The sequence below is a fragment of the Acidobacteriota bacterium genome (assembly GCA_030949985.1).
Taxonomy (GTDB): Bacteria; Acidobacteriota; Polarisedimenticolia; order J045; family J045; genus JALTMS01.
In genome coordinates this window covers 48267-66416 of the sequence record JAUZRX010000025.1, presented here as the reverse complement: position 1 = coordinate 66416, position 18150 = coordinate 48267, and the positions used below count along the sequence as shown (strand labels likewise).

The window sequence follows — 18150 nt, the reverse complement described above, 5'->3', positions numbered from 1 at the left end:
TCCTGTGGACTCGAAGCGACACGGCTTGCCGCCATCATATACTGCGCCGTCCGGCGCGCCGCCATCGCGAGGCGCGGTGGCGGGCGAGGACTACGGAGAAGGGGAGAGAGCGATGGGTACTGCCGGCAGACGCCTGGTGCGCGTGGCCCGCGAGTTGGGATCCCGCGCCGCCGAGCTGCGTTTCGGCGGTGAGGTGAGTCATGTCTACAACCCCTTGATCTATGCGTTCGAGTCCCACCGCGACTACCTCGAGCGTTTCGGTGGATTGGGCGCTTCGGTGGTGCTGCTGGGCATGAACCCCGGACCTTGGGGCATGGCCCAGACCGGGGTGCCGTTCGGCGACGTCGTGCTGGTACGGGAGTGGATGGGCATCTCGAGACCGGTGGACCGACCCGCCCGCGAGCATCCGGCCCGCCCGGTAGAGGGCTTCGACTGTCCGCGGCGGGAGGTCAGTGGATCGCGGCTGTGGGGTTGGGCGAAGGAGCGGTTCGGGGCGCCGGAGAACTTCTTTACATCGTTTTTCGTGCTGAACTACTGCCCCCTGAGTTTCATGGAGGCCAGCGGGCGCAATCGCACGCCGGACAAGTTGCCCGCGGCGGAGAGGCAAGCGCTCTTCGAGCTGTGCGACCAGGCGCTGGTGGAGATGGTGCGGGCGCTGGCGCCCCGCTGGGTGATCGGAGTGGGGCGCTTTGCCGAGGGGCGGGCGCGGCGGGCTCTCGGGGGCATGGGCCTCCACTTCGGAGCGATTCTCCACCCCTCGCCGGCGAGCCCCGCCGCCAATCGCGGTTGGGCCGGACAGGTCGAACGGCAACTCGGCGCGCTCGGCATCGACCTTCCCCGGCGTTGAGGCCGGGTCCGGGCGCCTGTCCGCCGCGCCGGGGCCGCTCCCCGGTTCAGCGCAGGCCTTCCACCGCCTCCGGGTTGGCCACCGAGGCCAGCGAGCCGGGATCTTCTCCGGCCAGAACGCGGCGGATCACGCCCCGGACGATCTTCCCCGAACGCGTGGTCGGCAACGCCGCCACCCAACGCACCTCCGAGGGACGCATCGCCGGCCCCATCAATGCGGCTACGTGGGCGGCCACTTCGGCGGCCAGGGTGTCGCCGGCCTGCCCGGGGTCCCGGGCCACGGCGACGAGCACCAGGCGCGTGCCCTTGACCGGGTCGTCCAGGCCCACGGCCGCCGCTTCGCGCACGGCGGGGTGCGCGACGGCGGCGGCTTCGACCTCGCCGGGACCGATACGCTTGCCGGCGATCTTGAGTGTGTCGTCGGCCCGTCCCGTGAGAAACCAGAAGCCGTCGTCATCGATGTAGGCCCAGTCCCCGTGGGCCCAGACCTCCTCGCCGAAGCGCTCGAAATAGGTGCGCAGGTAGCGCTCGGGGTCGCCGAGGAAGCCACGGGTCATGTTGGGGGCCGCGTTACGGCAGACCAGGTGACCGACCTCTCCGCGCACGGAACGCCCCTGCTCGTCGTAGACGTCCACGTCCATCCCCAGGGCGGCGCCCTGGAGCGAACAGGCCTTGAGCGGCTCGGTGGGCAGCGGCGCCAGCAGGCAGCCCATCAGTTCGGTGCCGCCCGAGATGTTCATCACCGGGCAACGACCCGAGCCGGCGACCCGGAAGTACCACTCGTAGGAGGAGGCGTCCCAGGGTTCACCGGTGGAGCCGAGAATGCGCACGCTGGACAGGTCATGTCCGGCGGGCCACTGCTCGCCGTGGGCGGCGAGCACCCGCACCGCCGTGGGGGCCAGGGCCAGGTGCGTCACCGCGTGCCGCGCCACCATGGCCCAGATGCGGTCGGGGCCGGGGTGATCCGGGCTGCCGCCCAGCAGCACCACCGTGCCGGCATGAAAGAGCACGCCGAGGATCTCCCAGGGGCCCATCATCCAGCCGATGTCGGTCAGCCAGAACATGGTCTCGCCCCTGCGCAGGTCCAGGTGGTAGCCGACCTCCTTGGCGGTGACGATCTGCACACCGGCATGGGTGTGCACGACCCCCTTGGGCTTGCCTGTCGTGCCGGAGGTGTAGAGCAGCAGCGAGCGGGCGTCGGCGTCGAGGGCCGTGGTGGGCCACTGGGAAGGGGCGGCGGCTTCCACTTCGTGCCACCACAGGTCCCGTTCGGGATTCCAGGGAATATCCTCGCCCGTGCAGCGCAGCACGATGATCGTTTGCAGGTGCTGGGCCAGGTCGGCGGCGCGATCGGCGGCGGTTTTCAGTTCGAGGGGCTTGCCCTTGCGGCGCGTACCGTCCGCCGTGAGCAGCACCCGGGCCCGGCAATCGTCGAGACGGGCGGCGAGGGCTTCGGGGCCGAAGCCTGCAAAGACCGGGACGGCGACCGCGCCGATCTTCAGGCAGGCCAGCAGGGCGACCACCACGTCGGCCGTCATCGGCAGGTAGAGGCCCACGGCGTCACCGACCCCCACGCCCTTGCCTGAAAGGGCCGCGGCCAGGCGGCAGACTCGTTCGGCGAGCCGGCCGTAGCTCAGCCGGGTCACCGCGCCGTCGTCGTCTTCGGCGATCACCGCCGTGCGCTCGGCGTGGCGCGCGAGGTGCCGGTCGAGGACGTTGTGGACCAGGTTCAGCTTGCCGCCGAGAAACCAGCGGGTCCAGGGCAGGCCCCGGCTGTCGTCGAGCAGCGACTCGTAGGGTTCGAGCCACTCGATGCCCAGGTCTTCGATGATCGCCGGATAGAACCAGCCCGGATCCCGGGCCGCCCGGCGCCGCAACTCCGCGGTGTCGGCGATGCCGTGACGCCGCATCAGGCGGGCCACGTTGGAGTTTTCGAGGTCGTCTTCCCGGGGACGCCAGATGATCGGACCGGTCTCCATCAGCGGACCCAGCTCGTGTTGTAGCCGGGGTCCTCGATGGACCGGGCGTGGGAGGTGGGATCGAGAGGCTTGAAGGTGTCGATCATCACGGCCATCTCCGAGGTGGTGCGGGTGCCGATGGACGCTTCGTACGTGCCCGGGTGGGGTCCGTGAGGCAGGCCCATCGGGTGATAGGAGATCGAGCCCGGCCCGATTCCCTTGCGCGAGGTGAAGTTGCCCTCCACGTAGAACAGCACCTCGTCGCAGTCCACCGACGAGTGGGGGTAGGGGCAGGGAATCGCCTTTTCGTGGAAATCCACCACCCGCGGCACGAAGGAGCAGATCACGAAACCTGCGCCGGCGAAGGTGATGTGAATCGTCGGCGGCAGGTGCACCAGGCCCGTACGGGGCTGGTAGGCGCGGATGGGGAAGGCGAAGGGCCAGACCATGCCGTCCCAGCCCACCACGTCGAAGGGGTCATGGCTCATTTCCAGGGCGCTCAGGCGGCCTCGGCGTTTGGTGACCAGGCGCCGCGGCGGGGCCAGGGTCGTGGGACCGCCCTCGGGCCAGCGCGGCGGCCGGAAGTCCCGGTGGGAATAGGGAGCGTCCATCTTGAGTTGACCGGCGGCGTTGCGGAACTGGGCCGGCAGATCGATGTAGCTCAGCCCTTCCATGATCAGTAGCTCGGCGGGGCCATCGATGCGCCAGCGATGGGGCACACCCCGGGGCACGTAGACATAATCCTGCTCGTCGAATGCCAGCTCACCGTATGGGGAGTCGAGTCGACCGCTTCCGCGGTGCACGAAAACCAGCTCATCGCCGTCCCCGTTGGCCACCAGGGTCTCGTCGTCCTGGTCGGGGTGGGCGATCCAGATCGCGATATCCGGGTTGACGAGAATACGGCGGCGACAGAGGAAAGGGGATCCGCCCCGGGGGATCTTGCCACTGAGGTAATGGCGCCGCTCGAGATTGCCCGGAGCGGCCGGGCCTCCGGCGCCGGGATGCTCGCCCAGGTCTTCAGCGGCCGCGACCCAATGGGGCGGTCGCCGGTGATAGAGGATCGAGTAGGAGCCATCGAAGCCCTGGCGCGTAAAGCAGTGTTCGTAGGTCAGGGCCCCATCGACCTCGAAGACGGTGTGGGGCTTGGGGGGAACGGTGCCCCGCTGGAGTCGGTGGATCATCGTCTCCTCTCCCTTGCGTCGCTGGAGAAGGCCCGCGGCGCTTTCACAGGCCGTGCTTGATGCGCTCGATGAAGGCGGCGACCAGGTAGAAAGCTTCGCGGATGCTGCAGACCTCGTAGAGGATCGGCTGGTAGGTGGTGATCGGGTTCTCGATCTGTCGCGCCTCGTCCGGATCGAAGCGGCGAATCTCGGGTTTTTCCTCCACCGCGTGGGCCAGCTCGCCGGGGCTCGAGAGCAGGCCCGCGCCGTAGGCCTTCAGCTGACCGGCTTGCCGGACCACGCCGAACTCGATGGTGTACCAGTAGAGCCTGCCGAACTGGAGGATCTGCTCGTCGCTGCCCCCCACCGAGCCCTCGCCGATCTTCTGCATCAGGTCGGCGTATTCGGGGATCGCCAGCATCGGCACATGACCGAGCAACTCGTGACAGACATCCGGTTCGGGCGTGTAGTGAGGCGTGCTGTGGTGGCGGATGTAGGCGGTGGAGGGAAAGATGCGCTGGGCGAGGGAGGCGAGGAAATCGCGGCTCTCCACCAGTCCGGCCACCGGTTGGATCCGAAAGCCTGTCTTACTTTTCAGGTAGTCGTCGATTTCGGCCAGCTGGGGAATGCGGTCGGGAGAGAAGCCGATGTCTCCGAAGGCCTCGTTGTACTCCCGGCAGGCGTGGGTGGGATACAATCTGGTAAGCCCCTCGTAGACCTGCTTCCAGGTGCGGTTTTCGGATTCGGTGTACTCGATATGCGGCGGCGCCTGTCCGGGTTGATGCTCGAGGGCCCGGCGGGCGATCTCGTCCCGCCGCCGCCGGTACTCCGGATCGTTGAACCCGGGGTGGTCCGCTTCAAGTTCGATGATTCCGGTGCGCATCTGTGTCTCCTCGGGTCACCAGGGCCCACCAGAATATACAGCAGCTCCCGCGCCCCGCGCGGGCGTGTCGTCCGAACCCGGCGCGTTCCGCGGCTCGTTGGAAAGGCGTCCGGTGGGGAAAGAGGCTCGCTCGCCGGATGGCTAGGCGGACTGTTCGGGATAGACCAGCGCGGTGATCGCTTCGAGCCCCGCGATGTCGGTGGACGTGAAGGCGGCGGGGCGCACGGAATCCACGTCGAGGACGGCGACGAGTCGGTCATCGCGGCGCACCGGCACCACGACTTCGCTGCGGGAGCGGGAGTCGCAGGCGATGTGGCCCTCGAAGGCGTGGACGTCGTCGACCCGTACAGCCTGGCCGGTTTCGACACAGCGCAGGCAGACGCCCCTGCCCCGCTTGAGCACCGCGCAGGCCAGCGGACCCTGATAGGGGCCGACCACCAGGTCTGCTCCCGTCCAGCGATAGAACCCGGTCCAGGAGAAGTGGGGCATCTTGTGATGCAGCAGGGCCACGATGCTGGCCATGCGCGCCGTGGCGTCGAGGCCCTGGTCGTAGCCGGCGAAGAGTTCGGCGAGCTGCGTGCGAATCCGCGCGTAACGGCCGGCGAGGGCGTCTGCCATCACTTCATCGAGATCTTGTTGCCGGCCGCAAAGCCCGAGCCGGAGACCGGACGTGCCACGGAGAGCTTGGCGCCGGCGACCTGAACGATCTCGATTTCGCCGATTTCACTCTCGATACCGCCCAGGTTCTCGCCGGTATCCGGATCGATGATCGCTTCGCCCAGGGCGGTTACCGCGAAGCGGTCCCCGGCCTTGACGCCGGAGGCGGATCCCAGGTTGACGTAGATCTTGTCCCCCGCGACCTTGGCGATCTTGCCCACCAGGCCGCCGCGCAGGGTCGAGGGATCCACGTTGGCGGCGCCGGCGGCGATATCCGCGGCCAGTTTCTCGACGGCTTCGGCCAGTACCTTGGAAGCCATGCCGCTGTCCCAGTTGGTGCCCAGGTTGGCGCCGGCGAACTCCCCCTTGGCGAATTTATGGGTGCTCGCGGCCTCGCCGACGGCCAGGATTTCGGCGGTGGTGGTGTCGACCAGTCTTGCCGTCAGGGCGCAACTGCTGGTGACCAGCTTGCCGCCGAGGCCGCGCCCCCATTTCCACTTGCCGATCTGGGGCAGCCTGCCGCCCTGCTCCTTGATGCCGAATTCCGTGACGGAACCGATCACCACGAGCTGCACACCGAGGATCTTGCCGATGCGGGCGGCCGTGGTGGCGTCGATCCGGCCGCTGTCTCCCAGGTTTTGCTCACTCAGCACGGCGTCGAGCCGCTGGCGCTCGATGACCCGGAAGCGGCCTGTCTTGAACAGTTCCTCCGCCAGGTTGGCCGCGGCGGTCTTGGACAGGTTCGACCAGTGCCAGGAGTAGCGCCAGCTTCCGTGAAGCGCCTCGGTGTCGAAGTCGATCACGGCGACGCGCAGGCGGGCATCGTCCTTGGCCACAGCGGTCGAGACGGACGAGAACAGCGCCGCGGCCAGAACGAGGACCGGCACGGCGAGGGCGGCAAGACGGGATTCGCGGATCATGAGACCTCCGGGCTGAGAGCGGGCAGACCTGCGCTGCCGTCCCCGATGCTGGGACGGGGGACACTTTCAAGTATTGCCAAGGGGAGGTCGGGGTCAAGAGGCGGCGGGGACGCCGGTCCGGGCCGAAGAGATCGGCGCCCCGCGGGGGCGGGGCGCCGGGGGAGGGTCGGCCTGCGCGGGATGCATCAGGCAGGGGGACCGCCGCCGCAGCCGGGATGTCCGCGGCGCTTGCCGTGGTGGCCGTGCCCGTGTGTCGGCCCGTGGCGGCGGTTCGGGGGTGTATCGGCCAGTTCGCGCAGCTTCCCGCGCTGTTCGGGGGTGAGCACTTCCAGCACGGCCAGGCGCATGTCCACCATCTTCTCGTACCACTGCCGCCGAAGCTGCGCGCCTTCCTTCCAGCGGGCCAGGATCTTTTCCTTGTCCGGCCGTTCCGCCTTCCAGAGTTCTTGCATGGCCTGCCGGTGGGCGGTGAGCTGCTCGAGAAGGTCGGCGTTTTCGGCGATCCGGGACTGGCGCACGGCCCGGATCCGGGCGCGCTGGTCGGCGCTCAGGCCGAGGCGGGCGAAGACCCCGGGGCCCAGGGGACCGGGACCGAAACCCAGGGCCGCGGGTCCGAAAGGCGGGGTGCCCGGGTCGTGCGGGCAGTCTGCCGGGGGCGGGCCGCCGTGGGGGCCGCCCGCCCCGGCCGGGGCGGGAGCGGCGCCGGCAGGGAGTGCGACGGCCAGGGCCGCCAGAATGGGAAGCAGGGGGGCATGTGACACGTAGCGGGGGAATCTCATAGCGCTTTCTCCTGGGCCCGCCGGCGCGGCGGGCCTCGGCTGGGCCTGCGGGCCGGGGGCGGGTCGTCCCACGGGCCTGTAAAGCAAGTCACGTGCCAGCTGGGCCGGGAGGCTGGTGCGGGGGCTATCCGGCGGCCTGTCCGGGAGTTGGGGCGAGGCCGCCGGCGCACCCGGCGCCGGCGGGAGCCGGGGAGTGCGGATTCTGCATGGCGGGGAGTGCGGATTCCGCGCCCGGGGGGGGCGGTTCAGGAACGGCGCTGTTCGAGGTAGAGCCGCTCGCAATCTTCCCGTCGCACCTTGCCCGAGGTGGTGCGCGGAATCTTGTTGACGAAGACGATGTCGTGCAGCGGAACGCCGAACTTGGCCAGCACGTAGCGCTTGACCTCGTTGATCAGCTCCCGGGCGTCGGAAGAGACCAGCTTTTCCACCCATTCGGCGGCTTCCTGCTCGGGAATATTCTTGATCCAGCCGTGGGGACCGCCCCGTTTGACCAGGTGCTGGAAGATCTTGATCTTGGCCTTGACCGCGGGGGTCATCTTGCCCAGTGGAACGCTCAGCAGCACGACCCGCTCCGTGTCGTCGCAGACGATGGAGAAGACATGGACCTTGCCGCGCTCGAAGAAGGGAAGCTGCTCGAGTTCGGCGACGATGTCGTGGGCGTAGAAGTTCTTCCCGTTGATGATGATCAGGTCCTTGAGGCGGCCTGTGATGTAGAGCCGGCCGGCCTCGTCGAGGGTGCCCAGGTCGCCGGTGCGCAGCCAGCCGTCAGAGAAGAGTCGCTTGTTGGCGCTCTCGTCGAGGTAGCCGGCGGTGACGGACGTTCCCTTCAGCCAGACTTCGCCGATCTCGCCCGTCGGCACGTCCGCGCCGGACTCGTCGACGATGCGGAGCCGGAAGTCACCCAGCGGTCGGCCCACCGAGGGGACCTCGATGCCGTCGATGGTCCGGGTGATGATCTCTTCCCCCAGGTCGGGGCAGGTGACCACGAGGGTCGCTTCGGCCAGGCCGTAGACCGGGCGTAGAACGCGGGGGCCCAGGCCGAACTCCTCGAACTTTTCGCGGAAGCGCTGGAGGGTGGACGGTCGCACCGGCTCGGCACCCACGTAGAGATATTCGAGGCAGGACAGGTCGATCTCGAGCTCGCGCAGTTGCTGGCGTCGAATCCTGTCGGTGCACAGATCGAGGGCGAAGTTGGGACAGATCGACGCGCGTGCCCGGCTGCGGGAGATCGCCTCGATCCACGAGATCGGGCGCAGCAGGAAGCGAATCGGGTTGAGCAGCGTGGCATCCCGCGGATAGTGCCAGAGGGTGGCGAAGAGGGTCGCGATCAGCCCCATGTCGTGGTAGAGCGGGAGCCAGGCCACGCCGGCCTCGTCGGGGTGGCGGCGACCGACTTCCACCAGGAGCCGCACGTTGTCGATCACGTTGCGGTGAGAGATGCGCACGCCCTTGGGTTGGGAGGTGCTGCCCGAGGAAAACTGCACGAAGGCCAGTTCGTCCTCGGTGACCCGGGCCCGGGGCGGCGGAGTGATGGATTCGGCGTCCAGGCTCGAGGGGACGTGGTCGATGATGTACTCCGGGTCGATCAGTCCCTCCTCGTCGTTGCGGGCCACCAGCTCGGCCTGGGCGAAGATCGCCCGGGCCCCGGCGTGGTTGACGAGCGAGGCGACGAAGGGAAGCTGGCTGCCCGGGGACTGGCCGAGCTGGGCTCCGCTGACGCAGAAGGGAATCGCACCGAGGTAGAACAGGGCCAGGAAGCTGGCGAGCACGTCGGGGTCGTTGGTCGGGCAGACGATCACCCGGTCGCCGCGCTGGATGCCGGCGGCCGCCAGCCACGAGGCGTGGGCCAGGATCTTGCGGTGCAGATCCCGCCAGGTGAAGACCGTCGACCGGCCCCGCGCGTCGACCAGGGTCAGGCGGTGTTCCGGCGACGCCAGCTGCATGCGGTCGACCAGGTCGACCATCGTGCGACGCATGTGGCCTGTCCTCCCGTCAAGCTCCCGGCCCCGGTCCTATTCCAGGGGGGGGATATCCTGGGTCAGGCGACCCTCGACCCGAGAGAAGATCTCTTCCAGGCTGGGACCCGTGATGGTCAGCCCGTGGTTTTTCAGGCCCACCACCGCACGGCCCGGATCGGCTTCGGCGCGGACCAGTTCGAGCACGTCGTCGGCCAGTTGCTCGGTGCCGCAGGGCCAGCTCTGCAGCGTGGCGGCGACTCCGTCCATCCACGCGTGGACGTGCACGATGGCGCCGACCTGGGGCAGCGCGTCGTAGATCTTGAAGTGCTCGATCGCATCCACCGAGACGCGAGAGGTGGGGTCCGTCCCCGGAGGCACCGAAAGCAGGATCTCCTGGCTGGCCGGATCGTAGCCCTTGACCAGGAAGATGTCGCGGCCGATTTTTTCGAGCGCGCCCTTGTTCACACCGCGGCCCGTCATCCAGAAGCTGTGCGCGTCGCGACGCACGGAAAGGTTGCCGTAGGAGAGTTGCTTGAGGCCGAAGAGCTTCATCGCCAGGCGCAGATCGCGCTCGGAGAGCAGGCTCTTGATGTCGAAGGGGCTCGGCAGCAGGTTCAACTCGTCCATCGTGCGCCCGTAGGCGCGCAGGGCGTCGGTCTTGTCGTCGCCTTCCCAGAGCTCTTCGGGCAGATCCTCGTCCAGGCGGTTGTCGACCACCACCCGCGCCTCGCACAGCGGGGTGACGTAGTCGACGATGGAGCGGGCCACCTCGTCGTCGTCGTCTCGGCGGCGGAAGCCCAACTCGGGGGTCATGAAGTACACCGACCCGCCCAGGGGGCCGTTTTCGACCCGGTGGACCACCACGTTGGACATGGTCTTGACCAGGGCCGTGTAGGTGGCCCGCTTGAGTGCCTCGAGGCTTTCCCACCGCGTGCCGTTTTCGGAGTGCACCAGCGAGGCGACGAAAACCGACGGATTGGGCCGGATGTAGTTCACCCGGGCCTGCTCCACGGTAGTCAGGTTGAGGACGAGCCGCAGGTCCTCGACAGGCTCGGGGACGATCTCGTGGCCGCGTTGCGCCAGGAGGGCGGCGACCTCCTCTCCCAGCGCCGCCAGGTTGGAAGCGCCCTCTTCGCGCAGTACTGCGACCTTCATCCCACGCTCCCCGCTTCCCCCGACCCGGGCGTCGGTCGCCGCGCTGGGGGGAAATCGCCCCCTAAGTACGGTCAAGCCGGGGGGGCTGTCAAGCCGCCGCCCCTTTCTTCCCGCGTTCGGCAAGCATGGGCGGCCCCTTGCGGAAGAACGCCGACGGGGCAGGAAAAGGCGGGAAAGGGCCCCGGGGTCGCCCGGCCGGGTTTTACTCCCAAGCCGGTTCAACGGCATGTGGCGAAGGTCGGGCGCAACGACCCCGGCCCGCGCGGCGGTGGCCGGACATACTGAGGTCGCCACGCGAGCGCGGGCGGCGGCCGGGTGCGGAAAATCGCCGTCGAGCAAGATCGAAAGGCATGGAAAGCCCGCCACGGTCCCTGGTCTCGACGCCTGTTCTCCCGGATCCTCCCCGGTGGCAGGGTCGGGCGGGATCAGGACAGACCGTAGGTCTTGATCTTTTCGTAGAGGGTGCGCAGGCCGATTCCCAGGCGTTGGGCGGCCTTCCTGCGATGCCCCTGGCAGGCTGCCAGGGCCCGGCGAATCGCCTCCTTCTCGATGTCGCGCAGGGTGCCTTCCAGGGCCGGCGCGGTGGCGCCTCCCGCCGGCTCCAGGGCCAGGTGGCCGACCTCGATCGTGTCTCCCGGCGCAAGGATCGCCGCTCGCTCGAGCACGTTGCCCAGTTCCCGCACGTTACCCGGCCAGTCGTGCGCGCGCAGCCGCGCGAGCACTCCCGGGCCCAGGTTCAGCCGGGGCCGCCCGAGCTGGCGGGAAAGACGGGCCAACAGGTGCCGGGCCAGGGGCTCTAGATCTTCGCTCCGCTCCCGCAAGGGCGGCAGCGTGATGGGAAACGCCGCCAGGCGGTGGTAGAGGTCCTCGCGCATCCGGCCCGCGGCCCGCTCGACGTCCAGGTCTCGGTTGGTGGCGGCGAGAATCCGCACGTCCACCTGGATGCGGCGGTTGCCGCCCACCCGTTCGAAGACCCGTTCGTCGAGCACCCGCAGCAACTTGGCCTGCAGGGCGACGGGCATCTCGGCCACCTCGTCGAGGAAGAGGGTGCCCCCGTCGGCCAGCTCGAAGCGGCCGCGCCGTCGCTGGTCCGCCCCGGTGAAGGCGCCCTTTTCGTGGCCGAAGAGTTCGCTTTCCACCAGACCCGCGGAGACCGCCGCGCAGTTGACCGCCACGAAGGGATGGCCGGAGCGCGGGCTGAGACGGTGGATCTCCCGCGCGGCGACTTCCTTGCCCGTGCCGCTTTCGCCGAGCAGCAACACCGTGGTCGGCTCCGGGGCCACCTTGCGGATCAGCTCCATCACGCTCCGGGAACGGGGGTCGACGGCGATCATCGCCGACGTCGCCTCGTGGACCGCCGCGCCGCTCTGGGCCAGGCTGCGCAGTCGCCGGCGCTCGAGGGCGCGTCCGACCAGAAGCCGCAGTTCCTCGGGTCCGCTGAGGGGTTTGGTCAGGTAGTCGAAGGCGCCGAGCTTCATCGCCTGCACGGCGGATTCCACGCTGCCGTGGGCGGTGAGAACGATCACCTCCATCTCGGGCATTTGCCGGCGGGCGTAGGTCAACACATCCATGCCGCCGACCCCGGGCATCTTCAGGTCGGTGATCATCAGGTGGAAATCCTGCTGCTCGAGTCGTTCGAGGGCCTCGCCGCCGTCGGACGCCTCGCTGACCTGCCAGCCGGCGCGGAAATTTTCGAGGGCGCCGCGGAGGAAGGCGCGGATGCCCGGCTCGTCGTCCACCACCAGGATCGCGGGCATCTCAGCTTTCTCCCGGTGGCAGGCGCAAGGTCAGCACCGCTCCTCCCCGCGGGTGGTTGCGCGCGGTGAGGGTGCCGCCGTGCTCCTCGGCGATGCGGCGGGCGAGAGCCAGTCCGAGGCCGGTGCCCTGGACGCGCCGGGTATAGAAGGGCTCGAAGACGCGTTCGACTTCCCCGTCCTCGATACCCGGTCCGTGATCACGGACCTCGATCGACAGCGCGCCCCGATCGAGCCGGACGTGGACCTCCACGACGCCTCCCGGGGGGGAGGCGGCACGGGCGTTGGTCAGCAGGTTCTCGAGGAGCTGTTCGACGCGGTCGCGGTCCATGTACCAGGTGGGCAGGTTCGCGGGGATGTCGACCTGGACCGGATCGGCCGCGGAGCGGCGGACGGCGTTCTCCACCACCTGGGCCACCGGGACGGGGGCCCGCTCCAGCCGGCCGCTGCGGGCGAAGTCGAGCACCTGGCGGGTGAGGGTCTCGAGCCGCCGGGCCTCGCTGACGATCCGCTCCACCTGGGGTCTCGAGGGGTCGTCCCGGGGCGTCTTTTCGAGCAGGAGTTGAGCGTTGCCCTTGAGCGAGGCCAGGGGGTTGCGCACCTCGTGACCGAGCACCGCGGACATCTGCCCCAGGTCCTTCAGCCGCCGATCCCGAACGAGTTGCTCGCGGGCCCTGTCTGCGAGCCTCGAGAGCCTCCAGAAGAAGGCCGCCGCGGCGGCCAGGACCAGGGCCGCCGCCAGGTTCAGGGCCAGGGTGCGTCCCGCCCGCCGGCGCAGGGCGATCGAGCGCAGGGGCAGGTACTCCACCACGAGAAACGCATGGTGCCAGGGGGGAGCCATGGCGGGGGCCGAAAAACGAGGGCTCGGCCCGCGGTGATGTCGGCGCCGGCCGGAGGGCAAGGGGGGAGAGACCAGGCGCAGGCGACCGCCCGACACGGCGACGGGGGTCCGGATCCGCCGCGGTGCGGGGAATGCGACGGGATCCGCCGCCGGCTCGCCGGCCGCGGCGACCGGCCGCTGGTCTTCGTCGTAGAGACCCGCGTAGAGCAGGCCTTCGTCCCGGAGGCTTTCGACGATCCACTCCAGGGCCTGGGCGGGGTCCTCGTCGGCCCGGGTCAGGTCCCGCATCACGCTGCGCACGAGGGACATGCCGGACACCACCGAAAGCTCTCGGGCCGAGCGCACCGCTTCCCGGTGGCCCGCGACGGCGGAGGCCACCAGGGCGGCTGCCATGGCCAGCGCCACCACCAGCAGGCCCCACCGCGCCCAGGGGGAGGATCGGAAGGTCGTGGCGGCGTCGGCTCGAGAAGGTCGAGTCTCCATCGCCTCACCATAGCGCCCCCCGGAGCGGGGCGAAACGGCCGGGTTGGCGTCAACAGCGCTCGCGGGTACCTTTACCTGGACGCCGATGTTCGTCAGCGGCGGGAGGCGACGCTGTTCCCATGAGCACTTCATCCCACTGGGCGGAGTCCACCGTCGAGCTACGTCGCCGACTGTCCCGGGCGGTGCCGACGGACCTGCTTCGCGCTTTGCACGAGCCCCGTCCCTGGCGGCACTTCCTGGTGCTCGCCTGGCAGGTGCTGCTGCTGGTGGTGGGTGTGACCGGCGCGTTGAGCTTCGACCGCTGGTACTCGTGGCTGCCTTTTTCGGTGGTCATCGGCTGGACGATCTTCAACTTCACGGTGATGCTGCACGAGGTGGTGCACGATGCCGTCTTCCGTCGTCGGCGCTCGAAGGGGCTGGTCGTGCTGGGCTGGCTCTACGCGTTTCCCAGCGGGATCTCCCGCAGCCAGTTCACCCGCTGGCATCTCGATCACCATGCCGGGCTGGGATCGGTGGAGGCCGACCCCAAGCGGCACCATCTCTCGCCCCGGCGGAACGCGCGCTGGTTCAAGTTGCTCTACATGACTCCGGCGCTGATCCCGATCTACTTTCGCGCGGCGGCTCGGGAGGCGGCCACCTATCCCGAGGATCTGCGCCGTCGCATCGCTTTCGAGCGGCTGGTCACCGTGGTCGGCCAGCTCGCGATCCTCGGCGCGATCCTCGCGTTCGCCGGGCCGTGGATCGCCTTCAAGGTCTACCTGGTTCCCTACCTGCTGGTCTTTCCCGTGGCCTTCACCCTCAATCGCCTGGGCCAGCACTACGATATCGACCCCCGGGACCCCGCCAAGTGGGGTACCCGCATGGCCCGATCGCGGTTGTGGGACATCGCCTTTCTCTGGTCGAGCTACCACCTCGAGCACCACTACTTCCCCCGTGTCCCCTTCTACAACCTGCGGCGGCTGAACGTGGCGCTGGAGCCCTTCTACGAAGACATCGGCCACCCGGCGGTGACCTATCGCCAGCTCTTGTGGCAGTGGTTCGTGCGTAACCGCCGACCCCACACCGACTGGCGCGGCGACGCGTCGGCCGACGGCTCGTAAGGGCCGGCGCCGGGCGTGGCGGATCCCGCCCGGCGCTCCGGCTAGCCGGGCAGGTGTTCGGCCAGGTGGGCGTGGGCCTCGGTCAGCCGGCCCCGGTGGACGATGACCGCCCGGCGGATCTCGTCGGGCAGATCCTCGAGGGCGGCGGCTCCATTCTCGTGGGCCCGGGCGAGGCGGGCGATGAAAGGCAGCAGGGCCGAACCGAACTCTTCCGAGGCGTCTCGGGGCAACTCGCAGGGCAGGTTGTCCACCGCCAGCACCAGGGGGCCGGGGCCGTCGAAGGCCTCCACCGCCGTGTCGTCTTCCGGGCGGTAGACATAGACCGGGTGATCGGTGTCGGCGGGCCGGATCGTGCAGGCGAGCGAGCCCCGGATGTCGCAGGTCACATCACCGATCACCCGCAGTCGAGGGCGGGTCGGTGCCGACCAGCATCGGCGCAGAAAGTCCCGGCTCATCAACTCGGGGTAGCGCTCTTCCCAGTAGATGCCGTGGAGCAGCACGTCGATGTGGGGCAGGAGTTCTTCGAAGCGGGCTTCGTAGCGTTCCGGCGAGGCGACGAATTCACCGAAGTCGAAAGCTCCCCCATCCCGCCGCCGGTACATGTGCTCCTCGCGGAATACCGACTTGTAGAGGAAGTGGGGCGAGGCCTCGCCCCCGGCACGGAAAGCGGCAAGATCTTCCGGGTCGATGGATCGGACCGGCAGCAGGTCGTAGATCTCCTGGGCGCCGAGGGAGACCCGGCCGTAGCCGGCGAAGCCGCAGACCAGGGGTGTGATCTCCTCCGGCAGGCCGTCCTTGCTGATGGTGGCGCCCACCTGGTAGATCGCCTGGCGGGCCTCGTTCAGGTCGCTGTACTCCCACGCCCGCCGCACCGCGGCGAAGGGTGAGCGCAGCCCTTCCGCCTCGAGTCGTCGGCCCAGGGCCCAGAGGGTGTCGAGCATCCCCGCCAGCCCCGCATAGCGGCCGAAGAAAATCAGCCGCTGTCCCTTGTGGTCGGTGATCAGTTCGTAGTCGATGAGGGTCGCGCCCTGGTCGATGACCCGGCGCAGCATGGGCATGTTGTAGGGCTGCGCCTTGTGGGTGTGGGAGAAGAAGACATAGGTCCGGTCGGGCTGGAAGCTGTCCGCGGGCATTTCCTTGACGCCGAAGACGATCGGGCAGGCGTCGATCGCCTCGTGGACCTGGGCCCCGGCGTGCTGGTACTCGGCGTCGGTGAAGATCCGGACCGGTGAGGGCTGAACCACCACGTCGATGCCCTGGGCGACGATCTGCCGCACGTGGGCCGGCGTCAGGGGTGTCCGGCGCTCCCAGCGGCTCTTGTTTTCCCTGCGAATGGCGATGGCGACCATGCTGACTTCTCCCTCCATGCCCTCCCCGGGGCCGGGAAGCAAAGCGCGAGGGGGGGGACCCCTCGCGAGCGGGCCGATTCTATACCCCGTGGGGTTCGCCTGCCGTCAATCCTCCCGCACCGTGGGGCCACCGGCCGCGGTCCAGGCCACCATGCCGCCGGCCAGGTTCAGGGCCCGGTAGCCCGCGCGCTGGAGCAGGCGCACCGCCACGGCGCTGCGCTCGCCCACGTGGCAGATCGCCACGACCGGGCGCGTGGCGTCCACCTCGTCGAGTCGACGGGGCAACTCCGAGAGGGGGACCAGTCGGGCCCCCTCGATGTGGGCCGTCCGCCACTCCCATTCTTCCCGCACATCGACCAGCAGGGGAGGGGGAGACTGTGCCAGTCGTTCCATCAGCCCGCGAGGGTCGATCTCGTCGTCTGGCGCAGCGTCGTCGGTGGAGCAGGTCGGTGGGAAGGCCTCGACGACCTCCTCGGCGCTGTGGAAGCGTCGTCCACTGCCGCAGCTCCGGCAGGCCGGGTCCTTCGGCAGGTTGAACTCGGAGAAGTTCATGCCCAGGGCCTCGACGGTCAGCAGGCGGCCGATCAGGGGACGGCCGAGGCCGAGGATCAGCTTGATCGCCTCGGTGGCCTGCATCACCCCCACCAGGCCCGGGAGAATGCCCAGTACCCCCGCCTCGGCGCAACTGGGGGCGCGACCGGGAGCCGGGGGCTCGGGAAACAGGCAGCGGTAGCAGGGGCCCTTCGAGGCCCAGTAGACCGCCACCTGGCCGTCGAAGCGGTGCAGGCTGCCCGAAACCAGGGGGCGATCGAGTTGTACGCAGAGGTCGTTGAGCAAGTAGCGGGTGGTGAAGTTGTCGCTGCCGTCGAGGACGATGTCGTAGGCCCCTACCAGCCGGGCTCCGTTGGCGGAAGTCAGGCGCTCGTTGTGTGCCTCGATGGTGATCAGGGCATTGAGCCGGGCCAGCCGCCGGGCGGCCCGGGTGGTTTTCGGCAGGCCCACGTCGGCGTCGGTGTAGAGCACCTGCCGCTGGAGGTTGCTGGCATCCACCGTGTCGTCGTCGACGAGGCCCAGGCGGCCCACCCCGGCCGCCGCCAGGTAGAGGGCCGCGGGGGAGCCCAGGCCTCCCATCCCCACGATCAGCACGCTGCTCCGGGCCAGGGCGAGCTGGCCCGCCTCGCCCACCTCGGGAAGCAGCAGGTGGCGCTGGTAGCGGCGGAGAGCCTCGGCGTTGAGCCGCGGGCCCGGGTCGTCGGTCGGCCTGTCCTGGAAGTCGGTCATCTTCGGCCCTCATGGAAGAGGTCATGATGGCATGGTCCGGATCGTGGATCCCGGCCCGCTTCCCGCTCCGTTCGCTTCGGCAGCCCGCGGGGGCGGGGTTTGCGGGAGCCTGTTCTCCGCGCTCAGAAGGCGCCGAGCAGAACCACTCCCGCCACCGAGAGCAGGGTGCCCGCCACCGAGCGGGGGCCGATGCCCTCGGCGAGGAAGAAACGGGTGATGGGCAGGGCGAAGATCGGCGTGGTGGCCAGCAGGGCCGCGGCGATGCCCGCGGGCACGTCACGGATGCCCCGCATCATGAAGTAGATCGCGATCACCGTGCCGAGCAGGGTGGGCAGGGCCAGGCGCGGCCAGCTCGAGGGCCGCAGCCGGGCCAGGCGCTCCCGGCCCCGCCGGTGCAGCAGCATGAAGACCGCCAGGGCCACGGCCGCCGCCGCCAGGCGCAGGCCGCTGGCGGGCAGCAGGTCCACCCGCCGGAGGGGGCCATGGGCCAGGAGGATGCCCGCGGACTGGCCCGCCGCCGCTCCCAGGCCGGCCAGAACACCCCGGAAGGCCAGGCCGGACTGCCCCTCGAAGACCACCGCCTGCCGGTGGGGGTCGGTTTCGACCAGGGTGATGCCGGCCAGAATGACCCCGATGCCCGTCCACTTCAGCGCTGTCAGGTGTTCGCCGTAGAGCCAGGTGGCCGCCAGGCCCGTGATCACCGGTGCGGCGTTGAAGAGGATCAGCGCCCGCTGGACGCCGATTTCCCGCACCGCGACGAAGAGCAGCACATCCCCGATGGCCATGCCCACCACTCCGGAGAGCGCCAGCCAGGTGCTGTCGTGGGAGGCGGGCAGGCCGGTGCCCGGAAGCCGCCAAGCGGCCATGAGAAACGCGGCGCCGCCCACCGTGCACTTGAAGAGGTTGACCGTATCGGTGCCGATGCGGCGGATCGGATCACGGAACAGGCTCAAGGCCACGGCCCACAGGGCGGCGGCGATCAGGCAGGAGAGCATGGAGCGGCCCGTGGCAGAGCGGAGGCGGTGC

At 69.4% G+C, this 18150-nt stretch carries 15 protein-coding genes; 2 read left to right on the top strand and 13 right to left on the bottom strand.

All coding sequences use genetic code 11. The annotated features are described in order from the left end of the window. The first annotated feature begins 112 nt into the window (after positions 1-112). Positions 113-847 (top strand): single-stranded DNA-binding protein, encoded by a 735-nt coding sequence (locus Q9Q40_07755; protein MDQ7007112.1) that lies wholly within the window; start codon positions 113-115, stop codon positions 845-847. Between the two features lie 46 nt (positions 848-893). On the opposite strand, the gene Q9Q40_07750 is transcribed toward Q9Q40_07755, so the two are convergent. From Q9Q40_07750 to Q9Q40_07705, 10 genes are all read right to left on the bottom strand, one after another. After that, positions 894-2825 carry an AMP-binding protein gene (locus Q9Q40_07750; GenBank protein ID MDQ7007111.1) on the bottom strand — a complete coding sequence of 644 codons (1932 nt, stop codon included), beginning with the start codon at positions 2823-2825 and terminating at the stop codon, positions 894-896. Continuing rightward, complete coding sequence (locus Q9Q40_07745; GenBank protein ID MDQ7007110.1) at positions 2825-3985, bottom strand: homogentisate 1,2-dioxygenase; 1161 nt, start codon at positions 3983-3985, stop codon at positions 2825-2827. Before Q9Q40_07745 ends, Q9Q40_07750 begins: the two co-directional genes overlap by 1 nt. A 43-nt stretch (positions 3986-4028) precedes the next feature. Then, a complete protein-coding gene (locus Q9Q40_07740; GenBank protein MDQ7007109.1) occupies positions 4029-4847 on the bottom strand; it encodes a phenylalanine 4-monooxygenase in 819 nt (272 codons plus the stop codon). Positions 4848-4988: 141 nt separating this feature from the next. Next, positions 4989-5465 carry a GAF domain-containing protein gene (locus Q9Q40_07735; GenBank protein MDQ7007108.1) on the bottom strand — a complete coding sequence of 159 codons (477 nt, stop codon included), beginning with the start codon at positions 5463-5465 and terminating at the stop codon, positions 4989-4991. Continuing rightward, positions 5465-6424 (bottom strand): CsgG/HfaB family protein, encoded by a 960-nt coding sequence (locus tag Q9Q40_07730; protein MDQ7007107.1) that lies wholly within the window; start codon positions 6422-6424, stop codon positions 5465-5467. The genes Q9Q40_07735 and Q9Q40_07730 overlap by 1 nt, the downstream gene beginning before the upstream one ends. Positions 6425-6609: 185 nt before the next feature. After that, on the bottom strand, positions 6610-7203 hold the full coding sequence (locus Q9Q40_07725; protein ID MDQ7007106.1) for a Spy/CpxP family protein refolding chaperone: 594 nt from the start codon (positions 7201-7203) through the stop codon (positions 6610-6612). A gap of 245 nt (positions 7204-7448) precedes the next feature. Continuing rightward, positions 7449-9179, bottom strand: a complete 1731-nt coding sequence (locus tag Q9Q40_07720; protein ID MDQ7007105.1) for an AMP-binding protein — start codon at positions 9177-9179, stop codon at positions 7449-7451. 36 nt (positions 9180-9215) lie between these two features. Then, the gene (locus tag Q9Q40_07715) at positions 9216-10316 is read right to left on the bottom strand and encodes a class II aldolase/adducin family protein (protein MDQ7007104.1); all 1101 of its coding nucleotides are present in this window, start codon (positions 10314-10316) and stop codon (positions 9216-9218) included. A 425-nt stretch (positions 10317-10741) separates the two neighbouring features. Then, positions 10742-12073, bottom strand: coding sequence for a sigma-54 dependent transcriptional regulator (locus Q9Q40_07710; protein ID MDQ7007103.1), 1332 nt, complete (start codon positions 12071-12073; stop codon positions 10742-10744). 1 nt (position 12074) lies between these two features. After that, a complete protein-coding gene (locus tag Q9Q40_07705) occupies positions 12075-13394 on the bottom strand; it encodes a HAMP domain-containing sensor histidine kinase (protein MDQ7007102.1) in 1320 nt (439 codons plus the stop codon). A gap of 119 nt (positions 13395-13513) precedes the next feature. On the opposite strand from Q9Q40_07705, the gene Q9Q40_07700 reads away from it, so the two are divergent. After that, on the top strand, positions 13514-14494 hold the full coding sequence (locus Q9Q40_07700) for a fatty acid desaturase (GenBank protein ID MDQ7007101.1): 981 nt from the start codon (positions 13514-13516) through the stop codon (positions 14492-14494). A gap of 41 nt (positions 14495-14535) precedes the next feature. On the opposite strand, the gene Q9Q40_07695 is transcribed toward Q9Q40_07700, so the two are convergent. The 3 genes from Q9Q40_07695 to Q9Q40_07685 all read right to left on the bottom strand — a co-directional run bounded on the left by Q9Q40_07695 (position 14536) and on the right by Q9Q40_07685 (position 18119). Next, complete coding sequence (locus Q9Q40_07695) at positions 14536-15843, bottom strand: bifunctional lysine ketoglutarate reductase /saccharopine dehydrogenase family protein (GenBank protein MDQ7007100.1); 1308 nt, start codon at positions 15841-15843, stop codon at positions 14536-14538. Between the two features lie 105 nt (positions 15844-15948). Further along, on the bottom strand, positions 15949-17124 hold the full coding sequence (moeB, locus tag Q9Q40_07690) for a molybdopterin-synthase adenylyltransferase MoeB (protein ID MDQ7007099.1): 1176 nt from the start codon (positions 17122-17124) through the stop codon (positions 15949-15951). Positions 17125-17246: 122 nt separating this feature from the next. Then, positions 17247-18119 carry a DMT family transporter gene (locus tag Q9Q40_07685; protein MDQ7007098.1) on the bottom strand — a complete coding sequence of 291 codons (873 nt, stop codon included), beginning with the start codon at positions 18117-18119 and terminating at the stop codon, positions 17247-17249. Positions 18120-18150: the final 31 nt, after the last annotated feature.

Excerpts from the sequence above, each read along its gene's own strand:
- Q9Q40_07755 (MDQ7007112.1), top strand. The coding sequence starts at position 113 with ATGGGTACTGCCGGCAGACGCCTGGTGCGCGTGGCCCGCGAGTTGGGA.
- Q9Q40_07750 (MDQ7007111.1), bottom strand. The coding sequence starts at position 2,825 with ATGGAGACCGGTCCGATCATCTGGCGTCCCCGGGAAGACGACCTCGAA.
- Q9Q40_07745 (MDQ7007110.1), bottom strand. The coding sequence starts at position 3,985 with ATGATCCACCGACTCCAGCGGGGCACCGTTCCCCCCAAGCCCCACACC.
- Q9Q40_07740 (MDQ7007109.1), bottom strand. The coding sequence starts at position 4,847 with ATGCGCACCGGAATCATCGAACTTGAAGCGGACCACCCCGGGTTCAAC.
- Q9Q40_07735 (MDQ7007108.1), bottom strand. The coding sequence starts at position 5,465 with ATGGCAGACGCCCTCGCCGGCCGTTACGCGCGGATTCGCACGCAGCTC.
- Q9Q40_07730 (MDQ7007107.1), bottom strand. The coding sequence starts at position 6,424 with ATGATCCGCGAATCCCGTCTTGCCGCCCTCGCCGTGCCGGTCCTCGTT.
- Q9Q40_07725 (MDQ7007106.1), bottom strand. The coding sequence starts at position 7,203 with ATGAGATTCCCCCGCTACGTGTCACATGCCCCCCTGCTTCCCATTCTG.
- Q9Q40_07720 (MDQ7007105.1), bottom strand. The coding sequence starts at position 9,179 with ATGCGTCGCACGATGGTCGACCTGGTCGACCGCATGCAGCTGGCGTCG.
- Q9Q40_07715 (MDQ7007104.1), bottom strand. The coding sequence starts at position 10,316 with ATGAAGGTCGCAGTACTGCGCGAAGAGGGCGCTTCCAACCTGGCGGCG.
- Q9Q40_07710 (MDQ7007103.1), bottom strand. The coding sequence starts at position 12,073 with ATGCCCGCGATCCTGGTGGTGGACGACGAGCCGGGCATCCGCGCCTTC.
- Q9Q40_07705 (MDQ7007102.1), bottom strand. The coding sequence starts at position 13,394 with ATGGAGACTCGACCTTCTCGAGCCGACGCCGCCACGACCTTCCGATCC.
- Q9Q40_07700 (MDQ7007101.1), top strand. The coding sequence starts at position 13,514 with ATGAGCACTTCATCCCACTGGGCGGAGTCCACCGTCGAGCTACGTCGC.
- Q9Q40_07695 (MDQ7007100.1), bottom strand. The coding sequence starts at position 15,843 with ATGGTCGCCATCGCCATTCGCAGGGAAAACAAGAGCCGCTGGGAGCGC.
- moeB (MDQ7007099.1), bottom strand. The coding sequence starts at position 17,124 with ATGACCGACTTCCAGGACAGGCCGACCGACGACCCGGGCCCGCGGCTC.
- Q9Q40_07685 (MDQ7007098.1), bottom strand. The coding sequence starts at position 18,119 with ATGCTCTCCTGCCTGATCGCCGCCGCCCTGTGGGCCGTGGCCTTGAGC.